Raw genomic sequence first — 24,511 nt, 5'->3', positions numbered from 1 at the left:
GCCATGCCTGACCAACCTTGCACGAGCCATCTGATTGTTCACCACCCAGAGCGATGTCCACAGACCACCACCGACAGCGCATACCGCGCTGCAACACCGTAGTGAGCGCCAAAACCCATCGAGCCGCCCTACGCTATTGCTCCAACGAGAATCCTAATTCGCGTGACGCTTCGGTAGGAATCGGATCGTCACACCAGTATTCCGCCAAATTGTCATCGCTGGTCAAACTCCGTATCTGCGCCTGATCGATGTATAGTTCACCGGACAGGTGATCCGTTTCATGCTGGAAAATACGTGCCGGCCAACCGACCAATTCCTCGTGATGACTCACACCTTCCTCATCCTGCCAAGACGCCATAATGCGATGCCAACGGCGTCGCACCGCCTGATAGCCTTCCACGCTCAAACACCCCTCATAGAAACTTCGCGTCTGGTCGCCAACCGGCTCATAGGAAGGATTGATAATGACGTGGAATGGCATCTCACCAATCTCACGCGGATCATCGGCATCATCGCGCACATGGTCTTCCACCACCGCCAACGCCAAGCCAAGACCAATCTGCGGAGCGGCCAAGCCCACGCCAGGAGCCTCAAGCATGGTCATCCTCATGGTTTCGATCAACTTGTGCAGCGTCGTTTTGGAAAGCTGTCCGGCATAAGGTTCGCATTGCGCACGCAACACCGGTTCCCCCGCCTGCATGATGGGCAATACACGATCTTTCCCGGCGCTCCTGATAAGGCGTTCGACATCACGATTCAACGCCATATCCACTCCAGCACGTCCGAACATCTTCATTCCTTTCCAATCCCACCTATGTCATCGACAGATACGTAAATCCCCGCGAAGGCTACAGCGCCAGCTCCTGCGCCACCACAGCAGCAAGACGCTCGCACACCGCATCCGCCTGCTCCTGCGTTTCCGCTTCGGCCATCACCCGCACCAACGGCTCGGTACCGCTTGGACGTAGCAGCACACGGCCAGTCTGGCCAAGCAATCGTTCTTCTCGCTCCACTGCGGCCTGCACCTTCGCATTGGTCGAAGCCGACAACTTGTCGACATTCGGCACATTCACCAGCTGCTGCGGCAGCTGCGGAAAATCTGACGCCAATCGCTTGAGGCTCTTGCCTGAACGCACCACCTCATGGCATAACGTCAGCGCAGTCAACGTACCATCGCCCGTAGTGGCGAACTCTCGATTAATCACGTGCCCCGACTGCTCGCCGCCCAACGTATACCCGCCGCGCAGCATCTCCTCCAGCACATAGCGATCCCCCACAGCGGTCTGTACCGTGGCAATACCCATATCACGCAAGGCCAAACGCAACCCAAGATTGCTCATCACGGTTACCACCAGCGTATTGTTCGCCAACTTGCCCTCACGCTGTTTGGCACGCGCGAGAATACCCATAATCTGGTCTCCGTTAACCAGCGTGCCTTCTTCATCCACAGCGAGACAACGGTCGGCATCGCCGTCGAAAGCAACACCCATCGCGGCATCCGACGCCTTGACCATGGCTTGCAGTTGTTCGGGATGAGTGGATCCGGCGTTCTTATTGATGTTGTAGCCGTCTGGCGACGCATTAATCACCACCACTTCCGCACCGGCACGACGCAAGGCCTCGGGCGCCACCACCGATGTCGCGCCATTGGCACAATCCGCCACGATCTTCAAACCCGACAGCGGCTTAGACTCGGTTTTATCCGGCGCCACCGGAGCAATCGTCGAGACCAGGTGATCGATGTACAAGTTGGTGGCGGTCACGCTATCATGACTAACCCGACCAACCCCGTCACCCGTAGGTCTATCCCACGATTTTCCCAACACGGCCTCAATCTCATCTTCCGCGCTGTCCGCAAGCTTGAAGCCGCCACGCGCGAAGAATTTAATGCCGTTATCCGGCATGGGATTGTGCGATGCGGAAATAACCGCTCCCATCTCAACATTCAGCACCGATGTAAGGTATGCGATGCCAGGGGTGGGAATAATGCCGGCATCGATAACGTCAAAGCCGCCGGCACTCATGCCCGCCGACAAAGCCGACGCCAAGAAATCGCCGGACACACGGGTGTCGCGCCCCACCAACGCGCGACGACGTCCCTCACGCCGATTATCGGAGTCATGCCCTTCGCCCAATACGCGCACAGCGGCATCGCCCAGATCAAGCGCCAGCTGAGCCGTCAACGCCCGATTCGCCAATCCACGTACACCATCCGTACCAAACATCCTTGGCATATGATCTCGCCTCCGCTATTTCCGTCCTACGGCATCGCCCATCCGGCGACCGCCTAACCCATCGTACCCGCATAACCGCATCACACTACTCCAACGGACGCAATGTGCACGTAGGGCACACGACATCCGCAGCGTCACATCACTCGAACAGCTCACGCATCCCCATATCACACCTCAATAAATTCTTTTCCTAAAATAGGAAATATTGTCATTATTTGCGGCATACACCGTAGAAAAAATGTTAGCACGCACCTCGCAACACACCGAGACACGCGCATTAAATCAACACAAACACACGCCGCCGTCAAGAGTACACACTACGATATTCGTCTTACCAATCCAGCCTACACATCAGCAAAAACGCAATATTTTCAACGTTTTTTAAGGATATACCGCAAAAAAGGAGCCACCATGAGCCAGCACGAGTACACCACCAGACTTCCACCCACACCATCAACAAGTCCCACACAGCGACACCACGCGCCCCCATACGTCGAAATTGAAAAAATTACGAAACACTCAACGCTGAGCCACGATGCGCCATACGATGCATTGCGCACGTCTCAAGCCAGCGACGCGCCAGTACCCATATCTGGATATGACCACATTCGCCGTCTTGGCAATGGCTCCAGCGCACAAGTGCACCTCTACCGACGCCGAGCAGACAGCCAGCACGTTGCCATCAAAATACTGCACAACGCTTCGTCGGCACATACCAACCAGCGCCTCCTGGCCAGGAAGGAACTCTCCATACTGCGCACATTGGGAGCGCACCCCCATATCGTGTCCGTACATGACGCCGGTTTCACCCAATCAACGTCCTACCTCATCACCGATTACGCGCCTTACGGCTCTTGCCAAGACATGCTCAACCGCAAGCCCTACGACGTGGCCACCACCCTCGATTACGGCATACGACTGGCCGGAGCCGTCACCTCGTCGCACGCCCACGGCATCATCCACTGCGACATCAAACCTTCCAACATTCTCATCGACGCCAATGCGCGACCGCTACTCGCGGATTTTGGCATCGCTCACGCACTGTACAACCCTTACCGCCCCGCCTATTCCATCGCCTGGGCGGCGCCGGAAGTACTACACGGCTCACCACCCCACGAGCTTGCCGACGTCTACTCCCTGGCAGCATGCCTATATGCCATGATCTGCGGCACGTCACCCTTCCGCACCTCACGAACGTCCACACCCACCGGCAACACATGCACTAGACCTCCGACCCCTCCATCATTGCCACAACCCCATGCCCCGCCAGCGCTTGACCGACTGATCCGCAAGGCGCTGAATAACGACCCCACGCAACGCCCGCCCTGCGCCCTCACCTTTGCCACCGAGCTGCAACACATCCAACAACAGCTCTACGGATACGCCACCCCGCTAATCGTCTGACATACGCACACCCGGCACAGTCCACGAGGAAACCATCATGCACGCACCGCACACCAACACCAAGCGCCACAACCCTATGTTCGCGCGATTCCATACACGTCGACTTACCTACCTATGCCTAGTGGCGGTTATCGCATGCATTGGCATCGCCTCCTTCATTACCCGCATCACAACACGTCAACAAGTGCAACTCGATGACGCAAGCGTATGGGTCAGCTCCAGCATGCACCGCCAAGCGGTCCGACTGAATGTGGATGTCGGGGAGCCCACCGGCTCATTACCGTTGGAACAGCAGCAGTCACAACTCTTGCAATCCGGCGACCATACCATCATCACCACCGACACCACCGCATCATCCATTGACGCGGCAACGCTCAATACCACGAGCACCATACCCCTCGACGAACACACCACAGCAGTCGCAGGTGGCGAAACCATCGCTTTGATCAACCTCTCGAACGGCAAGGTCTGGATCGACCACCTCAACAACCCCAACCCGTCACCACCCGCACAACGCATTCCAGACATGCGCTTGGGCGCAGGCGGACGCATCAGCGTAGCCCATGACGGCACCGTGTACGGATACCGACCATCAGACGCTGGCATCCTATCCATTCGCCCAGGCGACCATGGCACGCGTCGCATAGCCACCATCGGACACAATGGCCCGCTCTCCGCCGACGCTTTTACCGTCATCGCCGGAACACCGGTTATTCTGCACGGCAAAACTGTGCAGTGGCCATCAGGTAGCGCCACCCTCCACACCTCACGTCATCTCACCCTGCAGAACACTCCATCCGATGACAAACAACACGGATGGGTGGCAGTGTCGAGCACAACCGGTCTGTACCGCATCAATCTGCGCCGTCCCCACCAGCAACCCACATACCAGGAAACCGCCGGCAGCGGCACGCCCGCAACCCCCATTTCCATATCCGGCTGCGTTCATGCCGCATGGTCGCAACAAGCCAACAACTATCTACGCGTCTGCTCGCCGGACGACCTGCGCACACCATTGCGCACCCTGCCAGACATCACCACCACCAGCGCACTGCAATTACGTCACAACCACCGTCTGGTGGTACTCAACGACACCGCTACCGGACGAGTATGGAACCCACAGCAACAGGACAGTATCATCACCATCGATTGGCAAACCTTGCACCAGCGAGACAACGTCGAGCAGCATGACAATCCGACGACAACCACACATCAGTCACTTACCCAACACTGCTCGTCGCAATCAGGACGCATCAACGCCATCGATGACCGTTTCACCATTCGCGCAGGCAAACCCACCATCATCGATCCGCTGCGCAATGACCAACATACCGATTGCTCCGTGCTCGCCATCACGTCGATCGCCCACACGCAATCCCATCTCACCGCCACCGCGATATATGCAGGACGCTACCTACAAGTAGAAGCCGACCCCAACACCCAGTCGGACTCAGCGCGACTTACCTACACCCTCGACGACGGACGAGGACACACCGCAACCGCATCCATCGCCCTAACCATCATTGCCGACGAAACCAATCAGCCGCCCACCCCATCGGACACTCCCCTCACCATCGACGTCGAACAAGGAGCCTCATACACGCTCAACGCCATGTCCGCGTTCGACGAACCAGAAGGAGACCCCTTAGCCCTTGTCTCCGCACGTGTAACCAATACCGCCGACGCCACCGTATCCATACGCCCTGATGGACAGCTCACCTTCCATGCGGGAGCCATGCCCTCAGGACAAGCCGCCATCGAGCTCACCGCCTCCGACGGCAACGGCACCGGCACCGCAACACTGTATGCCATCATCCATCCCAAAGACACCCTTGCCCCGGACATCGACCCCATCGCCATCAACGGCTCCATATCCACACCCACACGCATCAACCTTGCTCCCTACCTGCATGGCACCAGTTCCCAAGCGGCAATCGTCACCACCATCAACGCCCCAAACGGCACCGAAGCCGCGCTATCACCGGACGCCACCTCCATTACCGCTCAGGCGCACGATCCTGGCATCCACTACATTTCCTACACCGTTACTCAAGGGTCACAAACCGCCACCGGCCTTATCCGGTTCACAGCCACCATCCCCGTCAACAGCGCCGACCCCATTGCCACTACCGACATCGCGCTCCTTTCCACCGACGGCACTGCATCCGTGGAACCGTTGCTCAACGACGAGAATCCTCTCGCAGAACCGCTCTACCTCATCGGCGTGCATAGCGCGAGCGACAACACTCAACTGAATGCCGGCATTGTCGGACAGCGAATCCACCTACTTACCCATCTCATACCGCAAACGGTGCAAACGCTCACCTATACGATTGCAAACAGTACCGGCACAGCCACCGGCACCATACTGCTGTACCCGCCTTACGACGGAACACCGCACCCGCAGGCAGTACCATTGCACGCGCAGGTAAGAACCGGCGGCATCGTGGGCATCAACGTTCTTGATTATGTCCCCCATCACAGCAATGCCGATATATCCATAGACAGCGAGCTGCAACGCCATGAACCATTCCACGGACTTGCATTTGTATCCAACCGCACCATCCGATACCAAGCGTCAGATCAAGCGGGACGCGTCCAGCTCATCTACACGCTGCGCGACGAACACGGCAACACCGATTCGAACACGCTCACCATTGACGTCCACCCACACGACAGCGAACACAAAACGCCCCCACATCCCCAGCCAGTCGAAACACAGGCCAATGCAGGCTCTCGCATACGCATAGCCATACCACTGCAAGGCATAGACCCCGACGGCGACGATGTGCAGTTGCTCGGTCTAGGCAACACCGCACCTCGACTAGGACGCATCCTCAGCATCGAACCACACAGCATGACTTATGAAGCCTATCCGGATTCCAACGGAACGGACACCTTCACCTATGCCATCGAAGACTGGGCAGGACAGCGCAGCGAAGGAACCATACGCATCGCCGTCTCCTCGTCGCAGCCACACCTCTATCTCTCGGCACACGATGACCACATCATCCTACGACCGGACACCACCGTAGACATTCCCGTGCTCGACAACGACGTGGCCTCAAACAACGCCACATTGCAACTCGACCACCATCTCGAATCCGCAAACCTGCCAACAGCCCAAGTGCAAGACAACCACATACGCCTCACCACCATGCATGAGGCCGGCACAGCGCACATCATCTACCAAGCACGCACCGACTCCGGACTTACCAGCACCGCCGTGCTCACCGTCACCTGCGATCCCGACGCACCCATCGCCGCACCCATAGCCCAGGATTATTATGTTCCCGCTCACACCACCATCGGCAAACAATCCATCACCGTCGATATGGCCCCTTGGATAGGCAACCCCTCAGGACCAGCCGAAGCATTACACATCGGCGTAGAAGCATCAGCGCAGCGCTCGGCCCACCTGCAGCCACAGATCAGCCCCACGGCAATCACCATTGCATTATCCGACCATGCCCAATCCATCGCATACACCGTTACCAACAACTCCCACCAACTGACCTCCATCGCGTTCATTCATGTTCCCGCATATGGCGTGTTCCCACCGACGCTACGTCCCAACACACCGCCAATCCAAGTGGCGGCAGGTTCAAGCATCGCCATTGCACTTGCAGACTACATTCGCGTCGGAGCCGGCAAAACCCCCTACATCGACGAACATGCACCCATCAATGGCACCAAATGTGCCGATGAAGCTTTTATCATCGACGCCCATACCCTGCGTTTCACCGCCATTGAACACTATGCCGGCCCCGCTTCCATCAGCTTCACCGTCTCCGACGCGCCACCCGAGCAAACCCCTGGCATCATAAGCTCCGCGACCATCACCCTGCCCATCAGTATTACCGACGACACCCGTCATGCTCCCATCTTCGCCACCACCACTATCGATGTGGAAGCCGGAGGCCGACCCAGCACACTGAATCTTGATTCCCTTCTCACGACGCCACAGACCGATCAGCGCGAAAGCTATACCTACAGCGTGCAGTCCACACCGGCGAATCTTGAAACCAACATCAGCCCTACCGGATTGCTCACCTTGCGGGCCGAAGCCAATGCCACGCCAGGCAGCATCATCGCCGTACCATTCACCGTCACACACGTCTATGGCACCACCAACGCGGGCGTTACCGCTCGTATCGTGGCATCACAGCAGCCCTTGGCAAGAGTGCCGGACTCCACCGTTACCTTACAAGCCGGATCCTCGCATGCCATTGACCTTACCGAACACGCCTACAATCCCTTCCCCCAGACACCACTGCGCATCATACAATGTCCCTCGTCGACAGTCGACGGCGTTCGCATCTCTTGCAACAACTCCGCCACGGTTACCATTCATGCCGACAACACCGCGCCAGCCACTACGCAACAACTACCCATCATCGTCGAGGACGCAACCCGCGCCCCTAGCCGACACATCACCAACACCGTAACCATTAGCGTTGTCGACGTCCCCGACGCTCCGATGCTCGCCCCCATCACCGGCATTCCCGGCGACCGTGAAGTCAGTCTCCAATGGACAGCAGGCAACGCCAACGGAAGCCCCATCACCGACTACCGCGTCGTATGGAATGGCGCCACCTCCGGTTCGCAATCATGCGGCACCGCCACCTCCTGCCGCGTCAGCCGACTTTCCAACGGCAACACCTATACCTTCCACGTTATCGCCGTTAATGCCATCGGTGAATCGAAGCCTTCCAACACCATCCAAGCCACACCGGACGTCCCAGCACCCGCGCCCTCCAATGTCACGGCAACAGCCGGATACAACAGCATCACGGCGCAATGGCAAACACCAGAAGGCAATTTCAGCCGCATCGATCAATACCGCGTGTGCGTATTCATATCAGGCACCACGCTTACCGCAACCGCCAGCGGCACAGCCACCTCAACAACCGTGACCATACCGGACAACCTCATTCACGATGGCACAGCGGCCACAGTCACCATACAAGCGCACAACGCCGCCGACTGGAGCGCACTGTCAGAACCCAGCGCACCGGTATACCCTTGGTCCGCGCCGAGCGCGCCCACCATGACGCTTACCCACAGCACGAAACCCAAACCAAGCGTCACCGGCACCATCACTCTGAACGATTTGCGCAACGCCGGTTGCGCAAGCATTATCATCACCGATGCCGCCAAGCACTCGCAACACCTATCCTGCGACAACTCCTCGTTCACCATACCTTTGCCCATCAGCAAACTCAATCAACCGCTCACCATCAATGGCACCCTCGCCGCACGCCAGCCCCAAGTCCCCGAAGTCACCTTCTCCGCCAACATTACGCCAACATACGCCGTAGCAACTCCCACTATCAGCATCCAACCACGTCACACCAATCAAGCACTATGCGATATCGTGTGGCAGATCAACGACGAAGCAGACGGCATACACCTTGCTGCCGGAAACCTCAACCAGTTATTCACCCAACGCCGCGGATCTACCTCCCTGCAAGCCCCGCCATGGCAAGGATGTCCGACAGTCAAGGCATACCAAACCCTGGGGAATGTCCGCAGCGACACTGTTACCGCTCAAGACAACAGCGGATGGGTGAACCGCGTCGCACCCACCATCCACGGCACCATCACCCTACGATGGGATAACGCGAGCCGCAATCGCATCCTACTCGAAGGATGGCGAGGCATCGACACGTACGGGCAAGATACCGCTTATAACGTCACCATCAACGGGGACACCGCATCATACCAACCGTACGATCACAGCATAGACGCCACGAACATACCTTCCGCCGACGCCTATTCATGGACCCTCACCATCAGCATCAGCCAAGACCACAACTACCACGTTGACCTCACCGGAGCCGTCGGAGGCACGCGCAACCCCTTCGCCCAACTACGCTCACAGCAGGGGTTCATCCCCCATATACCACTCACCGCGCAAACGCCGGATCCCCAACATAAGATCAGTCGACAATACGCCAGCCAAGCAGACCAGCCAAGCAGACCAGCCAAGCAGACCAGCCAAGCAGACCAGCCAAACACACCAGCCAAGCAGACATCAGCGGGCATATGCCAGCCGAACACACCCCTTGCAACCACTACTCCTGCCGAAGGGAGCATCCGATATATCCACATCACCCAGCCCCCACCATACGCAGCAACCTAAGAACGTCACAACAGCACCCACCGCATACACAACACGCATGGCATAACAACAATTAACTCATCCACCGCACCAAGGAGCACCCATGACCACGTCACACAACGCAACCACGCCGCGAGATTTCACCACGCACCATCGCAACGGCAAGCCCAACACAGCTGCCAAACGCACTACCACCACGCGTCAGCAACACGACGTTTCCATTAGCCCCCTACCTACCTCAACCACACAGGATGCGCACATGACCGACGCCACCTCGCACACTACGCCATCGCATGACACGAATCCAGCCGACGCCACGATACATCACGACGCCATGCAAGACGCTGCCATGCGCGACGCCACCATCTACGCTCCACATCACCCTGACGGCACCATACATCCCGCAACCATGCCCGATGCCACCATACACAACACGGCCATGGACGATACCGTCGCTCACTCCATCGGCACACCATCACTCGACGACCACACCGTCATGCACGCCATCTCCAGCAAGACACCCAACGCCGATGCCACCATCATCAGCAATCCCACACCACACGATGTCGCTCACGAGAACTCGCATCGAGCACGGCAGTACGCCCAGCAACATGATCTGCAATACACCACCGCATTATTGCCTCCATCAGACACACCATCAGCCAAACGTCATCCAGACAACCATGCACCAAGCAATGCATCCCGCCGCATGACCGAACACACGCATAACGACGCAACCGACCGACAACCATCCGCCAACCGCGCAGCAGGACACACATCCGTGCACACCGGCGCATCTCCCGACGATATTGCGTTCTTCCATGAACGCTACGAGCAGCTCGCCAACCACATTGGCTCAGCCATTCTCGGCAAGCAACAGAGCATACGCCACTGCCTCACCGCCATCATCGCAGCAGGACACATCCTGCTCGAAGATCAACCAGGAACCGGCAAAACCCAATTAGCCAAAGCGCTCGCCCACGCCATCGACGCACCACTGCAGCGCATTCAATTCACCCCCGATCTGCTCCCCGCAGACATTACCGGCGTCACATGGTACGACCAGCGTTCCTCGACTTTTACCTTCCGCCCCGGCCCCATATTCGCCTCCATCGTTCTCGCCGACGAAATCAATCGCGCAACGCCAAAAACACAATCCGCATTACTTGAAGTCATGGAAGAGCACCACGTCACCATAGACGGCCATACCTATCACGTTCCCAACCCTTTCATCGTCATCGCCACCCAAAACCCTTGCGACCATCTCGGCACCCATCCCTTGCCCAGCGCACAAATGGACCGATTCCTCATTCGCACCTCTATGGGACATCCCGACCACCACAGCGCCATTACACTCGTCACCCAATCGGCAAACACCGACAGAGCAAGCACACTCACCCCACTATTGCAACCAGAAACCCTCCTGCGCATGCGCGGCATCGCCCAATCCATCACGGTCAGCGAAACCCTCGCCGAATATATCGTGCGCCTTGTCGAAGCCACACGCCACCATCCAGACGTCTACTCCGGAGCATCAACCCGAGCCGCCATCGCACTCGCCCGATGCGCGCAAGTCAACGCGGCAGCAGACGCCAGACACTATCTCATCCCCGACGACGTCACCACCATCGCACCCGCTGTTCTGGCGCACCGCATTACCCCCACCGCCTCCGCCCACGCCGACAACATCAGCGCCGACGACATCGTCGAACGCATCATAGAACACACACCGATGCCACATATCGAACGCACGACGGCATCTTCATCACACCCACTGACGACAACACCATTAGAGCTTGACACCACCCATACGAGCACCCACGCGAGCAACGATGCAGCATCCCCGTCAACCACGCCACCGTTCGCGGGCCCACCATCAGCCACACCACAAGCGTCATCACCAGCAACACCTCACACACAGGTACCGCAACGTCGATTCGCCCGCACTGGCATCCGAAGGATCCTTCCATGAGTACATTGCGCAACCGTATCCCACGCATCGCCTCACGCATCAGCGCGTTCGGCTATTGCACCATTGCCGCCGCAATATCCTGCCTTATTGCCTTTACCCCGCTGGGCTGGCATGAGCTCCTCGCCGCGGGTGTCACCATATCCATGCTGCTGCTCGCCGGGATGCTCTGTTCACTTGCTCCCATGCCGCACCATGCGAACATCGAGGTCACGCCACGACGACTACGCATCGCACAGACTTGCCATATTCGCATTACCATCACCAATACCACCAACCGACGCACCATGCGAGCGCACGGTGCGCTTGTCATTGCAAGTCACACCCATCACCTACGCATCCCTTCACTCCCCGCGCGGCACACCCACCACATCACCATCGCATGCACGGCCGCCTCGCGCGGCAGCGTGCTCATAGGTCCGCTGCACATTATCCAAGGCGATCCGTGGGGTTTGGTTCGCCAACATGCCCACTGTCATGACACCGCCAATGTCATCGTGCATCCGACCATAGCCGACCTGACCACGACTATGCCGCAGCATACGCGCAATCTCGACGGTACGCCCAGCGGCGTGATGACCCACGATGACTTCGATTGCCTTGACATTCGCCCGTATACCCTGGGGGATGACTTACGCCATGTCCACTGGAAGCATACAGCGCGGCGAGGCACCCTTATGCTGCGTCGTTACGATGCCCATAAGCACGCCTTCGCTTCCATCAGTCTTGACGCCAATCGATCGCATTACCGCACCAGCGAAGAATTTGAACTTGCCGTCAGCGCATACGCTTCCATATCCGCATACTGCCTACGCCACGGCATCACCATTGCCGCACATGACGGCACCTTTAGCAGCATGCCGAGTAGCATCATCTCACTTCTGGACGCTTGCAGCTCCATCACGCCGCATGACGACCCACCGGCAACAAACCTGGCACTGCCCTATGAACGCAACGCCAATACACACTTTTTCGTTATCGGCTCCCAACACAGCGATGACAATCTACGCCAGCTGGCACGTACTGCGCCCGACGGGCACGTCACCATCATCGTGCAAACATCCACCACGCTGCCCCAACTACATACGGTATGCGGGCAAGTCACATTGCTGCGCATTCCCTCACTCGCAGCACTCACCACCAGCCTGACAACAATACTGACAAAGGCATAGCAATGAATACCGCCACAACATGGCCTTCTCCTGTTCTTTCAATACAGCCCAATCCCGCCCAAACCACGGGATTGCCTACGCATCACCGCGCCGCGTCACGTCTGTCGCGCCTCATCGACATGACCGCCAGCGCCGCACTCACCCTCACCGCCACGACCAACCTTATCGACGTGCATGGCTCCCCAGTATCGTGGCTTGCCACCGTCGTTCCCGCCATCATCGTAGCCCTCGCAGCCACCACTGCGCTCGCCGCACCCACCCCTCATCCAGCGCGCATACTTGGCCTGCTCATCACCGGACAAGTACTCATCGGCCCGCTGCTCATGGCTATCATGCCCACTCCATACGGCATTACGTTCGCACCAGAACACGTCCTGCGACACATAAGCCATATCTTCTCATGTTTCACCTCGATGCTCGCCACAGACCCGCCGGTCGGCAATACCGACGATGCACTGTTAGCCGCATGGAGCATCACCCTATGGGGCTGTGCTCTCACCATGCTGTGCGCGCAACACATACACGGCTCACACAGGCCCTTGCCATCAGATTCACAACCGTCCGCATCCGCATCGAACACTTCAACACCGAGCGCCTCACCGGCATACCGCGCACACCCTGCTTCGGCGCTTCTCGCACTCCTTACCGTAGCCTCGCATGCACTCTGCGCCCTCCTCGGCACCCACACCGGCTATCATCGTTCCCTGTCCGGCGCTATCGCCGCCGTCATTCTTATCGGATGGTGCGCTTACAAACACCGCCGCATCGATCACACACGTTGGCTATCCATCATCATGATTACCGGCATCGCATTCACCACAGCCCTATCCGCCTGCCATCTTGTCAGCCAGCACCGATTTATTGCACGCGAGCACTATGACGCTCCGTGGCATGCACGCGAACAAACCAGTCCACTTTCCCGCATGCGCGCCTATCGCAAGCACCATCAGGACGATGCGTTGCTTACCGTCCACGGTCTTCCCGAGCAGACCCCCATCCGCCTTGCGGTTATGGATCATTTTGACGGCAACATCTGGAGCATATCCTCCACTGCACCATCCTCAACCTATCGACGCACACCACCCACCGGCGACGCCACACCCGCAAGTTCCTCCTTTGACACAACCTTGCAACGCTCTGCGACACTCGACCCGTGGCTCCCGCTAGCAGGTATCCCCACCCACGTCGACGTGCCCTCCTGCACGCTGTATTACAACACGCAAACTCGTACCGCTATCTGCGAGCGACCTGCCGGAGAGGCAGTGCGTTATCGCCTGCAGGGCAGCACCGCTCCTCATCTTTCGCCACAACAGTTTGACAATGCCGCAGCCACATCGCTCAGCTCTGACGAACTTGATCATATTCCGCGTTCAGTGCGTGAACTTGCGACGTCCATTGCCGCTGGACAACGCACTGCAGGCGCCCAAGCCCGCACATTGGCACAGTGGCTGCATGAACACGGCTGGTTTTCACATGGAATGGAAGGGGACTATCCTTCCGCTCCTGGGCATGGCGAATATCGCATCGAGTCGATGCTTGGCGAAGGCATCATGGTGGGAGATAGCGAGCAATACGCGTCGGCAATGGCCTTGATGGCCCGATCCCTCGGCATACCCAGCCGTGTGGTAGTGGGATTTGCACCGTATGAGCACGATGATGTCATACACGAGAGCGAGTCCGATGAGACCGAACGCGCAGATATCGACAACCATGCGGGTTCCCCCAAACGCGTCACACCCACCACACCGGCAGACGCCAACAACGTCTCACCGGATGTTCGCGTGTTCACCGGCGAGGATATCAACGCATGGGTGGAAGTCAACCTTCGTGACTACGGCTGGGTACCGTTGTTCCCCACTCCTGATGATGACCGCCGCCCGCAAGATGACAATCTGCGCTCCACCAACCCCGATCCAGCTGTTCGGCAGCCTCCCACACCCTTGCACAATCCATCTAACGAGACACCGGCCACCCCACGGCACACCACCATTCATGGCACCAATGCCACAGCCCCCAATCATACTTGGCATATTCCCTGGCATATGCTTGCCACCATAGCCGCATACACTGCTCCCCTCTGGGGCACGGCACTCATCGTGGGCATACTTGTCACCATGCCGTTGGTCTACGCATGTGTGGCGCGCCGCAAAGGACATACCCGCAAATGCATCGCTTCGGCATGGCTCTTGCTCGTGATCACCGCACAACAACACCACACTTGGGCAACAGGCAACATCACGCGACGCCAACAGGCGCAACGTATTGCACGCTGCTTCGAGGCAGGAGCGCAAGAACGCGACCTGTTGATGCGATTAGCCCGCGAAGCCGATGAAGCTGCTTTTGGCCCGGATGTCTGGAACACACGCCGTGTGCAAACATATTGGAATACCGTGATGCGGCTACGTCGGTTCCTATTCGCCCGTCTTGGCTTCGTTCAACGATGGAGGGCTCGCCTCCGCGCGCATGTCATGATTCGCGCTCTGGCGTATGCACGCCACGCACCCCACAGTCCGACGTGACGTCACCCGCCTATAGCATGATCCCGGCCACCGTTGCCGGCAACCGGGATCATGAGATTCACGTCACGAGCGCATATCAGCATGCCATTAGCCCGACCGCCATAGGCTTCACACCGACGGCAGGCAATGGCGCACCACTACCGCATCACAATGATTCGTTGTACTTACGCACCTTCATCGCACGAGTCGAATCCTGAACGTTCTCGATGATGATACGACGCAAAGCGTTGTCGGCATCGGCATGAGCCATCAGCCAGTTGGCGCCTTCGATGCACAGCACCTCCGGATCGGCATTCACCGGGTACAGACCCTCGAGCAACGCCTCCGCCATATGGAAGGTGCGATGTTGCCAGATCCAGTCAGCCTCCTCGAAGTAACGCTTCGCATACGGCTTCGACAGTTCGGCCGAACCGCTGGCGAACCCGCGAGCCACAGCCTCAAGCTGCATATTTGTCAAGGATTCGTTGCGGATGGCCTCATCCCACGCCCAAGCCTTCGCCTCGGCAGTGGCACGGCTGGCGCGAGCGCCGTACGCAAACTCACGGTTCGCGGTGGTGTCGCTCTTGGCCAGCTGCGCGGCGATCTCATCTTCGCCGTACACATTCACACGCGCCAATGCGGTGACGATGTTCCACGTCAAATCGTTGTCGATGTCCAAACCGGCCAACGACACAGAACCATCCAGCAAACCCTTGGCCACAGCCACGAACTGCTCATCGCCTTGTTCGCCATACGTCAGGTAGGCGTTCACCAGCTGGAACTGCTCGTCGGAACCGGCTTCGGCAGCCTGTGCCAACTTCCACAGCTCCTCCGCGACATGTGCGCACACCGCATCATGACGGTCGGCACGCACATAATGCTTCGCCGTGGTGGCGACCTGCGCCAACGCATAACGGAAAGTCGTGGACTCTCGCTCGGTCGCCAGAGCCTTCAGACTCAACTCGATGAAACGCTCGGCCGGGAACTCGCCGTCGCGCGTCATGTCCCAGAAGGACAACCACACCACGGAACGAGCCAGAGCATCGGCGAAGCGGTACAGGTTCTGCGCCGCAAACTCCAAGGAACACTCATCGAAACGCAGCTTGGTGTAGGTCAGATCATCATCATTGACCAAGATGAACGCAGGACGCTGTTTGCCGGCTGCTTCCTCAACCACCGTCAGCTCACCGTCCACATCCAACTCGATGCGATCGGTACGCACGATGCTGCCATCCTCGGCCTCGTTGTAGAAGCCGATGGCAAGACGATGCGCACGCAGCACCGGATGGTCCGGCGTCGCGGTCTGCACCAGACGCAGCTGGGTGATGGTGCCGTCGGCAGCCTCATCGACCTCGGCCTTGATGGTGTTGATGTTCGCCTGTTCAAGCCACTGGGCGCTCCACGCCTTCAGGTCACGGCCCGAAGCGCTTTCCAGCTCGGCCAGCAAATCGGCCAGCGTCGCATTGCCATACGCATGCTTGTTCAGATACTGGTTGATGCCTTGGAAGAAGTGCTCGCGGCCCACATACGCCACCAGCTGCTTGAGCACCGACGCACCCTTGGCGTAGGTGATGCCATCGAAGTTCACGTACGTATCGTTCAGATCGTTGATCGGAGCGACGATCGGATGCGTGGTGGGCAGCTGATCCTGACGCAGCGCCCAGCTCTTCTCGCCGGAGCTGAACGTCGCCCATGCATCATGCCAATCCGTGGCTTCGGCAGTGGCCAGCGTGGATGTGAACTCAGCGAAGGACTCGTTGAGCCACAGGTCGTTCCACCACTTCATGGTCACGTAGTCGCCGAACCACATGTGCGCCAACTCGTGCAACACCGTCACCACGCGACGTTCGGCATAGGCGTCGGTGACCTTCGAATCGAACACATACTGGTCGCGGATGGTCACCAGGCCAATGTTTTCCATGGCGCCGGCGTTGTATTCCGGCACATAGATCTGGTCGTACTTGGCGTACGGATACGGCACGCCCCACGTCTTGGCGTAGAAGGCGAAGCCCTTCTTGGTGATGTCGAACAGGTAGTCCACATCCTTGGCCATCGCTTCCTTGAGCGCCTGGCGGCAGAACATGCCCAGCGGCACGGTGCGGCCATCCTCGTTCGCATACTCGGTGTACCAGCTGGCGTACGGACCGGCGCAGATGGCGGTCAGGTAGGAGCTCATCGTCGGCGTGGGTTCGAACGTCCAACGCTTGCTGGCTTCCACGGCGCGATCGCCCAACGTGCCGGCATCGCACATGCGCTCATCCGGCTGCACGTCGGCAACCGGCTGGTTGCACAGCACAAGCCAGCTTTCCGGAGCGGTCACCGTGAAATCGAACACGGCCTTGAGATCGGGCTGGTCGAAGACCGCGTAGACACGGCGGGCGTCCGGCACCTCGAACTGGGTGTACAGGTAGACGTTGCCGTCGGCGGGATCGACGCTGCGGTGCAGGCCTTCGCCGGTGTTGGAATAGTGGCACAGCGCGGTGACGACCACTTCGTTCGATTCCTGCAGGTTCGCCAGCTCGATGCGGTTGTCCGCATACACGGCCTTGGGATCAAGCTCGACGCCGTTGAGCACGACACCACCCACCTCGTCGGCGATGAGGTCCAGGAAGGTGCTGGCACCGGCCTTGGCCTGGAACGTCACGGTGGTGGTCGAGCCGAACTGCTCCGCCCCCTTGGTCAGATCCAACGATACTTGGTAATGAATGGGAGCCGAAACAACGCTGTACCGCTCTTCGGCCTCTACTCGGGTGAGATTCGATCCCGGCATGACTCTCCTTCATTGCTATCCGATACGCCCCGCCCGCTGGCAGAGCGCTATTGCTGGCATGGCGCGACCGTGAATCATCGCACGGCACGCACCACGCCGACAGATTGATTTATAGGTTACCGCCTGACGGTTCGAAAACCGTTCAATGGTTCGGTTCCCGCCTGGCGATCCGAACGCCGTTTGGCAATTCGATTATCATCCAACGGTCAGCCTCGCCTAACGGTTCGATTCCCGCTTGACGATCCCGTTACCGCTGATCGTCATCGGCGGCGATATCCGCCACCACCGGCACGATCATCGGCTTGCGACGCAGCTGACGCGCAATCCAACCTCCCAACGTGCGACGCATGATCTGTTGGAGCTTATACGTATCGCGCGTGCCTTGCATCATCGCGTCCTGCAACTGCTCCACAATCTGATGGCGAATCTTGTCGAATTCGCTTTCGTCCTCCGCCACGGCGTTGAGATAGATCTTGGGGCCGGACACCACATCGCCACGGGAGGTATCCACCACCACGAAGCTGGACACAAAGCCTTCGGTGCCCAGAATACGGCGCTTCTCCAGCTCTTCGTCCGTCAGCTCGCCGACCGAGTCGCCGTCCACGTACACGTAGCCGCAGGGTACGGAACCGACGACCGCGGCCTTGCCATGGTACAGGTCGACGACATCGCCATCCTCCGCCAACACCACGTTGCCCGGTTCCACACCGGTTTTCACGGCAATCAAACCGTTGGCCACCAAGTGGCGGTTCTCGCCGTGGATCGGCATGGCGCACTTGGGCTTGACGATGTTGTACAGGTACAGCAGCTCGCCTTCGTTGCAGTGACCAGACACGTGAATGGCGGCATTGTCCTTGTTGATGACGCGCGCACCCATCTGCACCAGTTTGTTGATGACCTTGTACACGCCATGTTCGTTGCCCGGAATCAGGGAGCTGGCCAAAATCACCGTGTCGAACTCGTTGATGGTGATGTCGCGGTGGTTTCCGTCGGCAATGCGGCCGAGCGCAGCCATCGGCTCGCCTTGCGAACCGGTGCACATGTACACGAGTTTGTCGTCCTGAATGTCACTGGCCTGGCGCAAGTCGACCACGGTGCCTTCGGGAATATGCAAATATCCCAAATCGGCGGCGATGGACATGTTGCGTACCATGGAACGGCCCACAAACACCACCTTGCGCCCGTACTTATGCGCGGCGTCCACCACCTGCTGTACGCGGTGCACGTGGCTGGAGAAGCTCGCTACGATGATCTTGCGGCTTGCCTCGGCGAACACGCGGTCAAGCGCCGGCCCAATGATGGTTTCCGGCTTGACGAACCCGGGCACTTCGGCGTTGGTGGAATCGGCCATCAACAGATCGACGCCCTGCTCGCCAAGCTTGCCGAACTCCACCAAATCGGTGACGCGATGATCCAACGGCAGCTGGTCGAGCTTAATGTCACCCGTATCGATAAGGCTTCCCGCCGGCGTCTTGACATACACGGCCAGCGCGTCGGGAATGGAGTGGGTCACCGTCATGAATTCCAAACTGAACGGCCCCACCTTGAGCTTGTCGCGCCCCTGCACCTGCATGGTGGTGGGGTTGATGCGGTGCTCCTTGCACTTGGCCTCCACGAAGGCCAACGTCAGCTTCGAACCAATCAGTGGAATGTCGGGACGCAGCCGCAGCAGATACGGCACACCGCCGATATGATCCTCGTGACCATGGGTGAGCACCAACGCCTCCACCTGGTCAAGGCGATCCTTGATGTAGTGGAAGTCAGGCAGAATCAAGTCGACGCCCGGCTGTTCCTCTTCGGGGAACAGCACGCCGCAGTCGATCAGCAGAATATGCCCGTTGTATTCCACCACGTTCATATTGCGGCCTATTTCGCCCAAGCCGCCCAACGGCACGATACGCATCGAGCCCTTGCGGTACTTCGGCGGCGCAATCAACGTGCGCTGCGGAGCCTTCGAAGCGGCTCCCCTGTTCGACGCCCCACGGGCCGGCCCCCTGCCCGACGATGCGGCACGGGTGCCGCGCGTCCGGCTGGACGAAGTCTTGCCGGCTGGGGTTTCGCTAGTCGCAGTTTTGCCGGACGATGCCTTGCCGGCCTTGGCGCCGGAAGCCGAAGCGCCGCGAGCCGAGGAGGCCGCACTGTCAGCTCCCGATGCGGTCTTGCGTACACTCGATCCCCGACGGGTGCGGGCCGTCTGTCCGGACGAGCTCTTGCCGGAGGCCGAGCGTCGCGTCGAGGCGCTGGCGTCGGTCTTGCTACCGCGCTTGTGCACTGTTGTTGTTTGTTCTTCTGCCATAGTGTGTATGTCTCTTGTGTAATCAGTGTCGACGCCGTTGCGCCGACGAGGTCTTCTTTTACGCCGGCAATACGCCAGCCTCGCGCATGCCACGTTCGGCACGCGCCAATTCATCGGGACCGGGTCCCACATTGGGCAAACGCATGGTCGAGCTGGCCATCACCCCGCGCACACGCAATGCCGCCTTGGCCATCACCGCTTGGAATCCATTGCCATTCAACGCTTCCACCAGCGGAGCCAACCGCACGGACAACGCCTGCGCCTCATGGATGTCGCCACGGTCGAACGCCTGCGCCAACGCCATCATCTCCCCGGCGGCGGCATGTGCCGTCACGGAAATAATACCCACCGCGCCAATCGACAGGAACGGTAGAAACAGTCCATCATCGCCGGAATACCAAGCCAATCCGGTTTCCATACGCTTGCGCACGGCACCGGCGATGTCGCCGGTGGCATCCTTCACGGCACGCACATGCTCCAGCTTCGCCAAGCGACGATACGTGTCCAACGCAATATGCACGCCAGTACGACCCGGCACGTCATAGACAATGATCGGCTTGTCGGTGGCTCCGTTCACCGCCTCGTAATGGCGGAAAATACCTTCCTGCGAAGGACGCGAATAATAAGGAGCCACCACCAGCACCGCATCGGCGCCGGCCTGCTGGGTCTGCTCGACCATACGCACGGAATGCACCGTGTCGTTCGAGCCGGCACCGGAAATCACCGGCACGGACACCACGTCTTTCACGGCACGCACCAGTTCGACCTTTTCCTCCATATGCGTGGCGGGAGATTCGCCCGTGGTGCCGTTGACCACCAAGCCGTCCGCGCCATCTTCCACCAGCTGCTTGGCAACACGCTGCGCGGTGTCATAATCGATGGAGCCATCGGACTTCATCGGCGTTACCATCGCAGGCAAAATACGGCCGAACGGGGCGGAATCAAGAAGATGCATGGAGCCTACAGTCATACCTTCACCGTACCGCGCCGCACGGACGGTGTCCATATCGCAAATCGGCTTGCCTGGGCGGCTGCAAGCCCGGTCGCCGCTCATGAGCTGTTCCTCGGCCGCACCGACATCAATTGATGCGGGAAGCAAGACGCACGCCGAATGGCGCGTCTCACGACAGCGACAGGAACTGATCCAATCCCACCGTCAGCCCCGGATGCGCGCCACCGGCCAGCTCGCGCACCGCCAGCAACACTCCCGGCATGAACGAAACACGGTCGAAACTGTCGGCGCGAATCACCAGCTGCTCGCCGGCATTGCCCAACAAGATCTCTTCATGAGCGTTCAAACCACGCAAACGCACCGCATGCACGTGCACGCCTTCCACATTCTGCCCGCGTGAACCGCCGTCGCTGGCCGTAGCATCCGGCATGGGGGCGCACCCCGCCTCGCGACGGGTCCGCGCGATGGCATGAGCCGTATGCAACGCCGTGCCCGAAGGCGCGTCGACCTTGTCCGGATGATGCATCTCGATAATTTCCGCAGAGGCAAAATATCGCGCCGCCACCGTGGCGAAATAATCGGCCAGCACGGCGGAAATCGCAAAATTCGGCGCGATGAAGACACTTTGTCCTTCACGCGGCGCATGGCGCAACGCTTCGCGCACCTGCTCGTAACCCGCATCATCCCAGCCCGTGGTGCCCACCACCACGTCGACGCCTTGCGCCACCAGCGTCGCCACATTCGATCGGGTGGCCGACGGCACCGTAAACTCCACCACCACATCCGTATTCTCAGGCGAAATCACCGTCAGGTCATCGCCGGAATCCAACGTCAACGCCAACTGCATATCGTCGGCCGTCTGCACCGCCTGCACCACATGCGAGCCCATGCGCCCGTGCGCACCCACCACCGACACTCGGATTGCTGTCTGCTGCGTCACCATATGCTCCTTCTGAATACGATTTACGGATAGCGTTCCGTGCCAAGCCTAGCGCATTGCGCCCGATTTGCGGGCCAGTGTCCATCCCAATAACGCCAACGGCACCGCGCATGCCGTACATATCCACGGCACCATCAGTCCGATATGCGGATCAAAACGGTCCAATACCAGTCCCGCAACGGTCGACCCGAAGGAAGCGCCCACCGTTCCCGCGGTCGTCACCCACGACAAACCCTCGGTGAGCGAACGCGCCGGCACAATATCCTTGACAATCAGATTGCCCGTGGCGAAGATCGGCGATACCGCCAAACCAGCGAGCACCTCCATACAGCCCAACAGCACCAAATTGTCCATCGTGACGCGGAACATCACGAATCCCACGGTGAGGGCGCACAGGAACATCACCATATGACGCCAGTGCGAACCGGACAATTCCCGCGAGCCGAACAGCAGCGCGCCCACGCACGAGCCGACCGCAAACATCGCAAGCTGAATGCCCAGCAATTGCTCCAAGCCCATTGCCTTCATGCTGGCGGTAATCGACACGTCGAACGCCGTAAAGCTCATGTTAAACACCAGGAACACCACCAGCAGCGGCAGAATACCGGGATACAGCAACGCACTGCGGCTTTTGCGTCCATTGTTGCCGCGACGAGCGAACAAGCCCTGCGCCGCGCCCTGCTGCTCCAATGCGTTGCGCACATCGCCGTCGCGCGCATCCGCCGAACGCACGGCCACCTCACGTACCACCGGCGGCTGGGTCTGCCTCAGGGAGAAGAAGGTCGTGCCACCAATCGCCGTGGCACACGTCGGCACGAACAACTGCGACACCGGATGCACGGAAGTCGCCAAAAACGCCGCCAGAATCGGCCCGAGGATAAACACCACCTCGTCGATGGCCGCCTCCAACGCATACGCAGTATTGAGCAAACCCGTCTCATCATCGCGCAAGGCATACGCCCAACGGGTACGCACCAACGCACCATACGAGAACTGGGTCAGTCCCATAGCCACCGCCAAGGTGAACAATACCGGCAGCGGCACACGCACCAACGCGCCACAGGCAAACGCCAGCATCGCCACCACCTGCATCGTCAGCGCCACCTTGCCGACCACGCGCTGTCCAAACCGATCGAACAACCGCGCGTACACGGGCGTGACCACGGCGACGGAAAGAATATACGCCGCGCTCATCGAACCGGCAATGGTCCAATTGTTATACACGTGGTTCAACGCCAGCACAATGCCCAAACTCATCATCGACATCGGCAGGCGCGCCAATGCGGCGGAGGCACAAAACGCCTTGGCTCCACGAATGCGCATCAGCCTGCCGTATACCGAGCCCTGCGAGGCACCCGCCGTTTTGTGCTCCGTCATCAGCGACCCCGTTCCGCAAGCTCGGGCGCATTGCCCACATACAGGAAAATATCGTCCGCGTCGCATCCCGGCACCACCACATCCTCAGGATGATCGGCGGCCCAACGGCTCACCGCGCATTGCAAACCGTGGTGATCGTAGAAGCCCACATCACAGCTGGAATCCGTGTACAGGAAGAACCGCTTACATCCCTGCTCGACCAGACTTGCCATCGCCCAACGCCACAGACTACCGCCCACACCGCGACCGCGGGCTTTGGCCGATACCATGAACAACGCCACTTCGGCATCCGAACCTTGCATATCGCTGGAGCGCAGTATATCGTTTTCCGCCGCATGACGGCATTCCATCGACGCCAACGCGACCTTGCCAGGCTCGCCCAGACCGGCCAGCACCGCATCCTCATGTGCCAGTTCCTGATGCACTTGCTCGAACAACACCGGTTTCCCCGGCACACGCAGCAACAGCACGCCCACCAGTCCCCCATTGACGACGGCCGCGCGCGCATGCGTGGCCCCTTCCAGATAATGCAACACGAAACGTCGGCAGAACGCCTTGTTCACTGGCTCCTGCGCCGCTCCGCCAAGCCCCCACGCCTCGTCAAATATCGTGACCATATCCTCCAGGTCACTCCATTGCACAGCGCGGTACTCCACCGCGCGCGATTGCTCGTTCGGTGTCGTTTCGACGGGCACCATACCTACTCCATTCATTCATCGCTACACCCCGACAGCCTTGTACCTCAGGGTTTTACGGATTCTCAGCTACGTGCGCC

14 protein-coding genes are annotated in these 24,511 nt (G+C 59.2%); 5 read left to right on the top strand and 9 right to left on the bottom strand.

All coding sequences use genetic code 11. From position 1 onward, the window contains the following. Positions 1 to 133: 133 nt before the first annotated feature. Both AC1AWK_RS01520 and glmM read right to left on the bottom strand, forming a co-directional pair. The gene (locus AC1AWK_RS01520) at positions 134 to 790 is read right to left on the bottom strand and encodes a peptide deformylase (RefSeq protein WP_476567548.1); all 657 of its coding nucleotides are present in this window, start codon (positions 788 to 790) and stop codon (positions 134 to 136) included. A 58-nt stretch (positions 791 to 848) separates the two neighbouring features. Further along, positions 849 to 2,234, bottom strand: coding sequence for a phosphoglucosamine mutase (gene glmM, locus AC1AWK_RS01515; protein WP_476567546.1), 1,386 nt, complete (start codon positions 2,232 to 2,234; stop codon positions 849 to 851). A gap of 411 nt (positions 2,235 to 2,645) precedes the next feature. On the opposite strand from glmM, the gene AC1AWK_RS01510 reads away from it, so the two are divergent. The 4 genes from AC1AWK_RS01510 to AC1AWK_RS01495 all read left to right on the top strand — a co-directional run bounded on the left by AC1AWK_RS01510 (position 2,646) and on the right by AC1AWK_RS01495 (position 12,903). Continuing rightward, positions 2,646 to 3,638: a serine/threonine-protein kinase gene (locus AC1AWK_RS01510; protein WP_476567544.1), complete on the top strand. Its 993-nt coding sequence runs from the start codon at positions 2,646 to 2,648 to the stop codon at positions 3,636 to 3,638. Positions 3,639 to 3,675: 37 nt separating this feature from the next. Then, positions 3,676 to 9,783, top strand: a complete 6,108-nt coding sequence (locus tag AC1AWK_RS01505) for an Ig-like domain-containing protein (protein ID WP_476567542.1) — start codon at positions 3,676 to 3,678, stop codon at positions 9,781 to 9,783. Positions 9,784 to 9,865: 82 nt separating this feature from the next. After that, positions 9,866 to 11,734: an AAA family ATPase gene (locus AC1AWK_RS01500; RefSeq protein ID WP_476567540.1), complete on the top strand. Its 1,869-nt coding sequence runs from the start codon at positions 9,866 to 9,868 to the stop codon at positions 11,732 to 11,734. Next, positions 11,731 to 12,903, top strand: a complete 1,173-nt coding sequence (locus tag AC1AWK_RS01495) for a DUF58 domain-containing protein (protein ID WP_476567539.1) — start codon at positions 11,731 to 11,733, stop codon at positions 12,901 to 12,903. Before AC1AWK_RS01500 ends, AC1AWK_RS01495 begins: the two co-directional genes overlap by 4 nt. Before the next feature lie 95 nt (positions 12,904 to 12,998). Here AC1AWK_RS01495 and AC1AWK_RS01490 read toward each other — a convergent pair whose 3' ends face one another. Next, entirely contained in the window at positions 12,999 to 13,295 is a 297-nt protein-coding gene (locus AC1AWK_RS01490; RefSeq protein WP_476567538.1) for a hypothetical protein, read from the bottom strand. A 402-nt stretch (positions 13,296 to 13,697) separates the two neighbouring features. Between AC1AWK_RS01490 and AC1AWK_RS01485 the strand changes: the two genes are divergently transcribed. Beyond that, positions 13,698 to 15,422 carry a transglutaminase TgpA family protein gene (locus tag AC1AWK_RS01485; RefSeq protein ID WP_476567537.1) on the top strand — a complete coding sequence of 575 codons (1,725 nt, stop codon included), beginning with the start codon at positions 13,698 to 13,700 and terminating at the stop codon, positions 15,420 to 15,422. Between the two features lie 145 nt (positions 15,423 to 15,567). Here the strand turns inward: AC1AWK_RS01485 and pepN are convergent, their stop codons facing one another. The 6 genes from pepN to AC1AWK_RS01455 form a co-directional block, all read right to left on the bottom strand. Next, positions 15,568 to 18,171 carry an aminopeptidase N gene (pepN, locus tag AC1AWK_RS01480; RefSeq protein ID WP_476567536.1) on the bottom strand — a complete coding sequence of 868 codons (2,604 nt, stop codon included), beginning with the start codon at positions 18,169 to 18,171 and terminating at the stop codon, positions 15,568 to 15,570. A gap of 247 nt (positions 18,172 to 18,418) precedes the next feature. Further along, positions 18,419 to 20,467 carry a ribonuclease J gene (locus tag AC1AWK_RS01475; protein WP_476567535.1) on the bottom strand — a complete coding sequence of 683 codons (2,049 nt, stop codon included), beginning with the start codon at positions 20,465 to 20,467 and terminating at the stop codon, positions 18,419 to 18,421. A 58-nt stretch (positions 20,468 to 20,525) separates the two neighbouring features. Beyond that, the gene (gene dapA / locus AC1AWK_RS01470) at positions 20,526 to 21,437 is read right to left on the bottom strand and encodes a 4-hydroxy-tetrahydrodipicolinate synthase (RefSeq protein ID WP_476569520.1); all 912 of its coding nucleotides are present in this window, start codon (positions 21,435 to 21,437) and stop codon (positions 20,526 to 20,528) included. 151 nt (positions 21,438 to 21,588) lie between these two features. After that, positions 21,589 to 22,362 (bottom strand): 4-hydroxy-tetrahydrodipicolinate reductase, encoded by a 774-nt coding sequence (gene dapB / locus AC1AWK_RS01465; protein ID WP_476567534.1) that lies wholly within the window; start codon positions 22,360 to 22,362, stop codon positions 21,589 to 21,591. 45 nt (positions 22,363 to 22,407) lie between these two features. Beyond that, the gene (locus AC1AWK_RS01460; RefSeq protein ID WP_476567533.1) at positions 22,408 to 23,736 is read right to left on the bottom strand and encodes an MFS transporter; all 1,329 of its coding nucleotides are present in this window, start codon (positions 23,734 to 23,736) and stop codon (positions 22,408 to 22,410) included. Continuing rightward, entirely contained in the window at positions 23,736 to 24,434 is a 699-nt protein-coding gene (locus AC1AWK_RS01455; RefSeq protein ID WP_476567532.1) for a GNAT family N-acetyltransferase, read from the bottom strand. The genes AC1AWK_RS01460 and AC1AWK_RS01455 overlap by 1 nt, the downstream gene beginning before the upstream one ends. Positions 24,435 to 24,511: the final 77 nt, after the last annotated feature.

The organism is Bifidobacterium sp. LH_491 (assembly GCF_056356495.1).
Note: the sequence above shows the minus strand (reverse complement) of the source record. Positions and strands in the feature narration are given on the sequence as shown.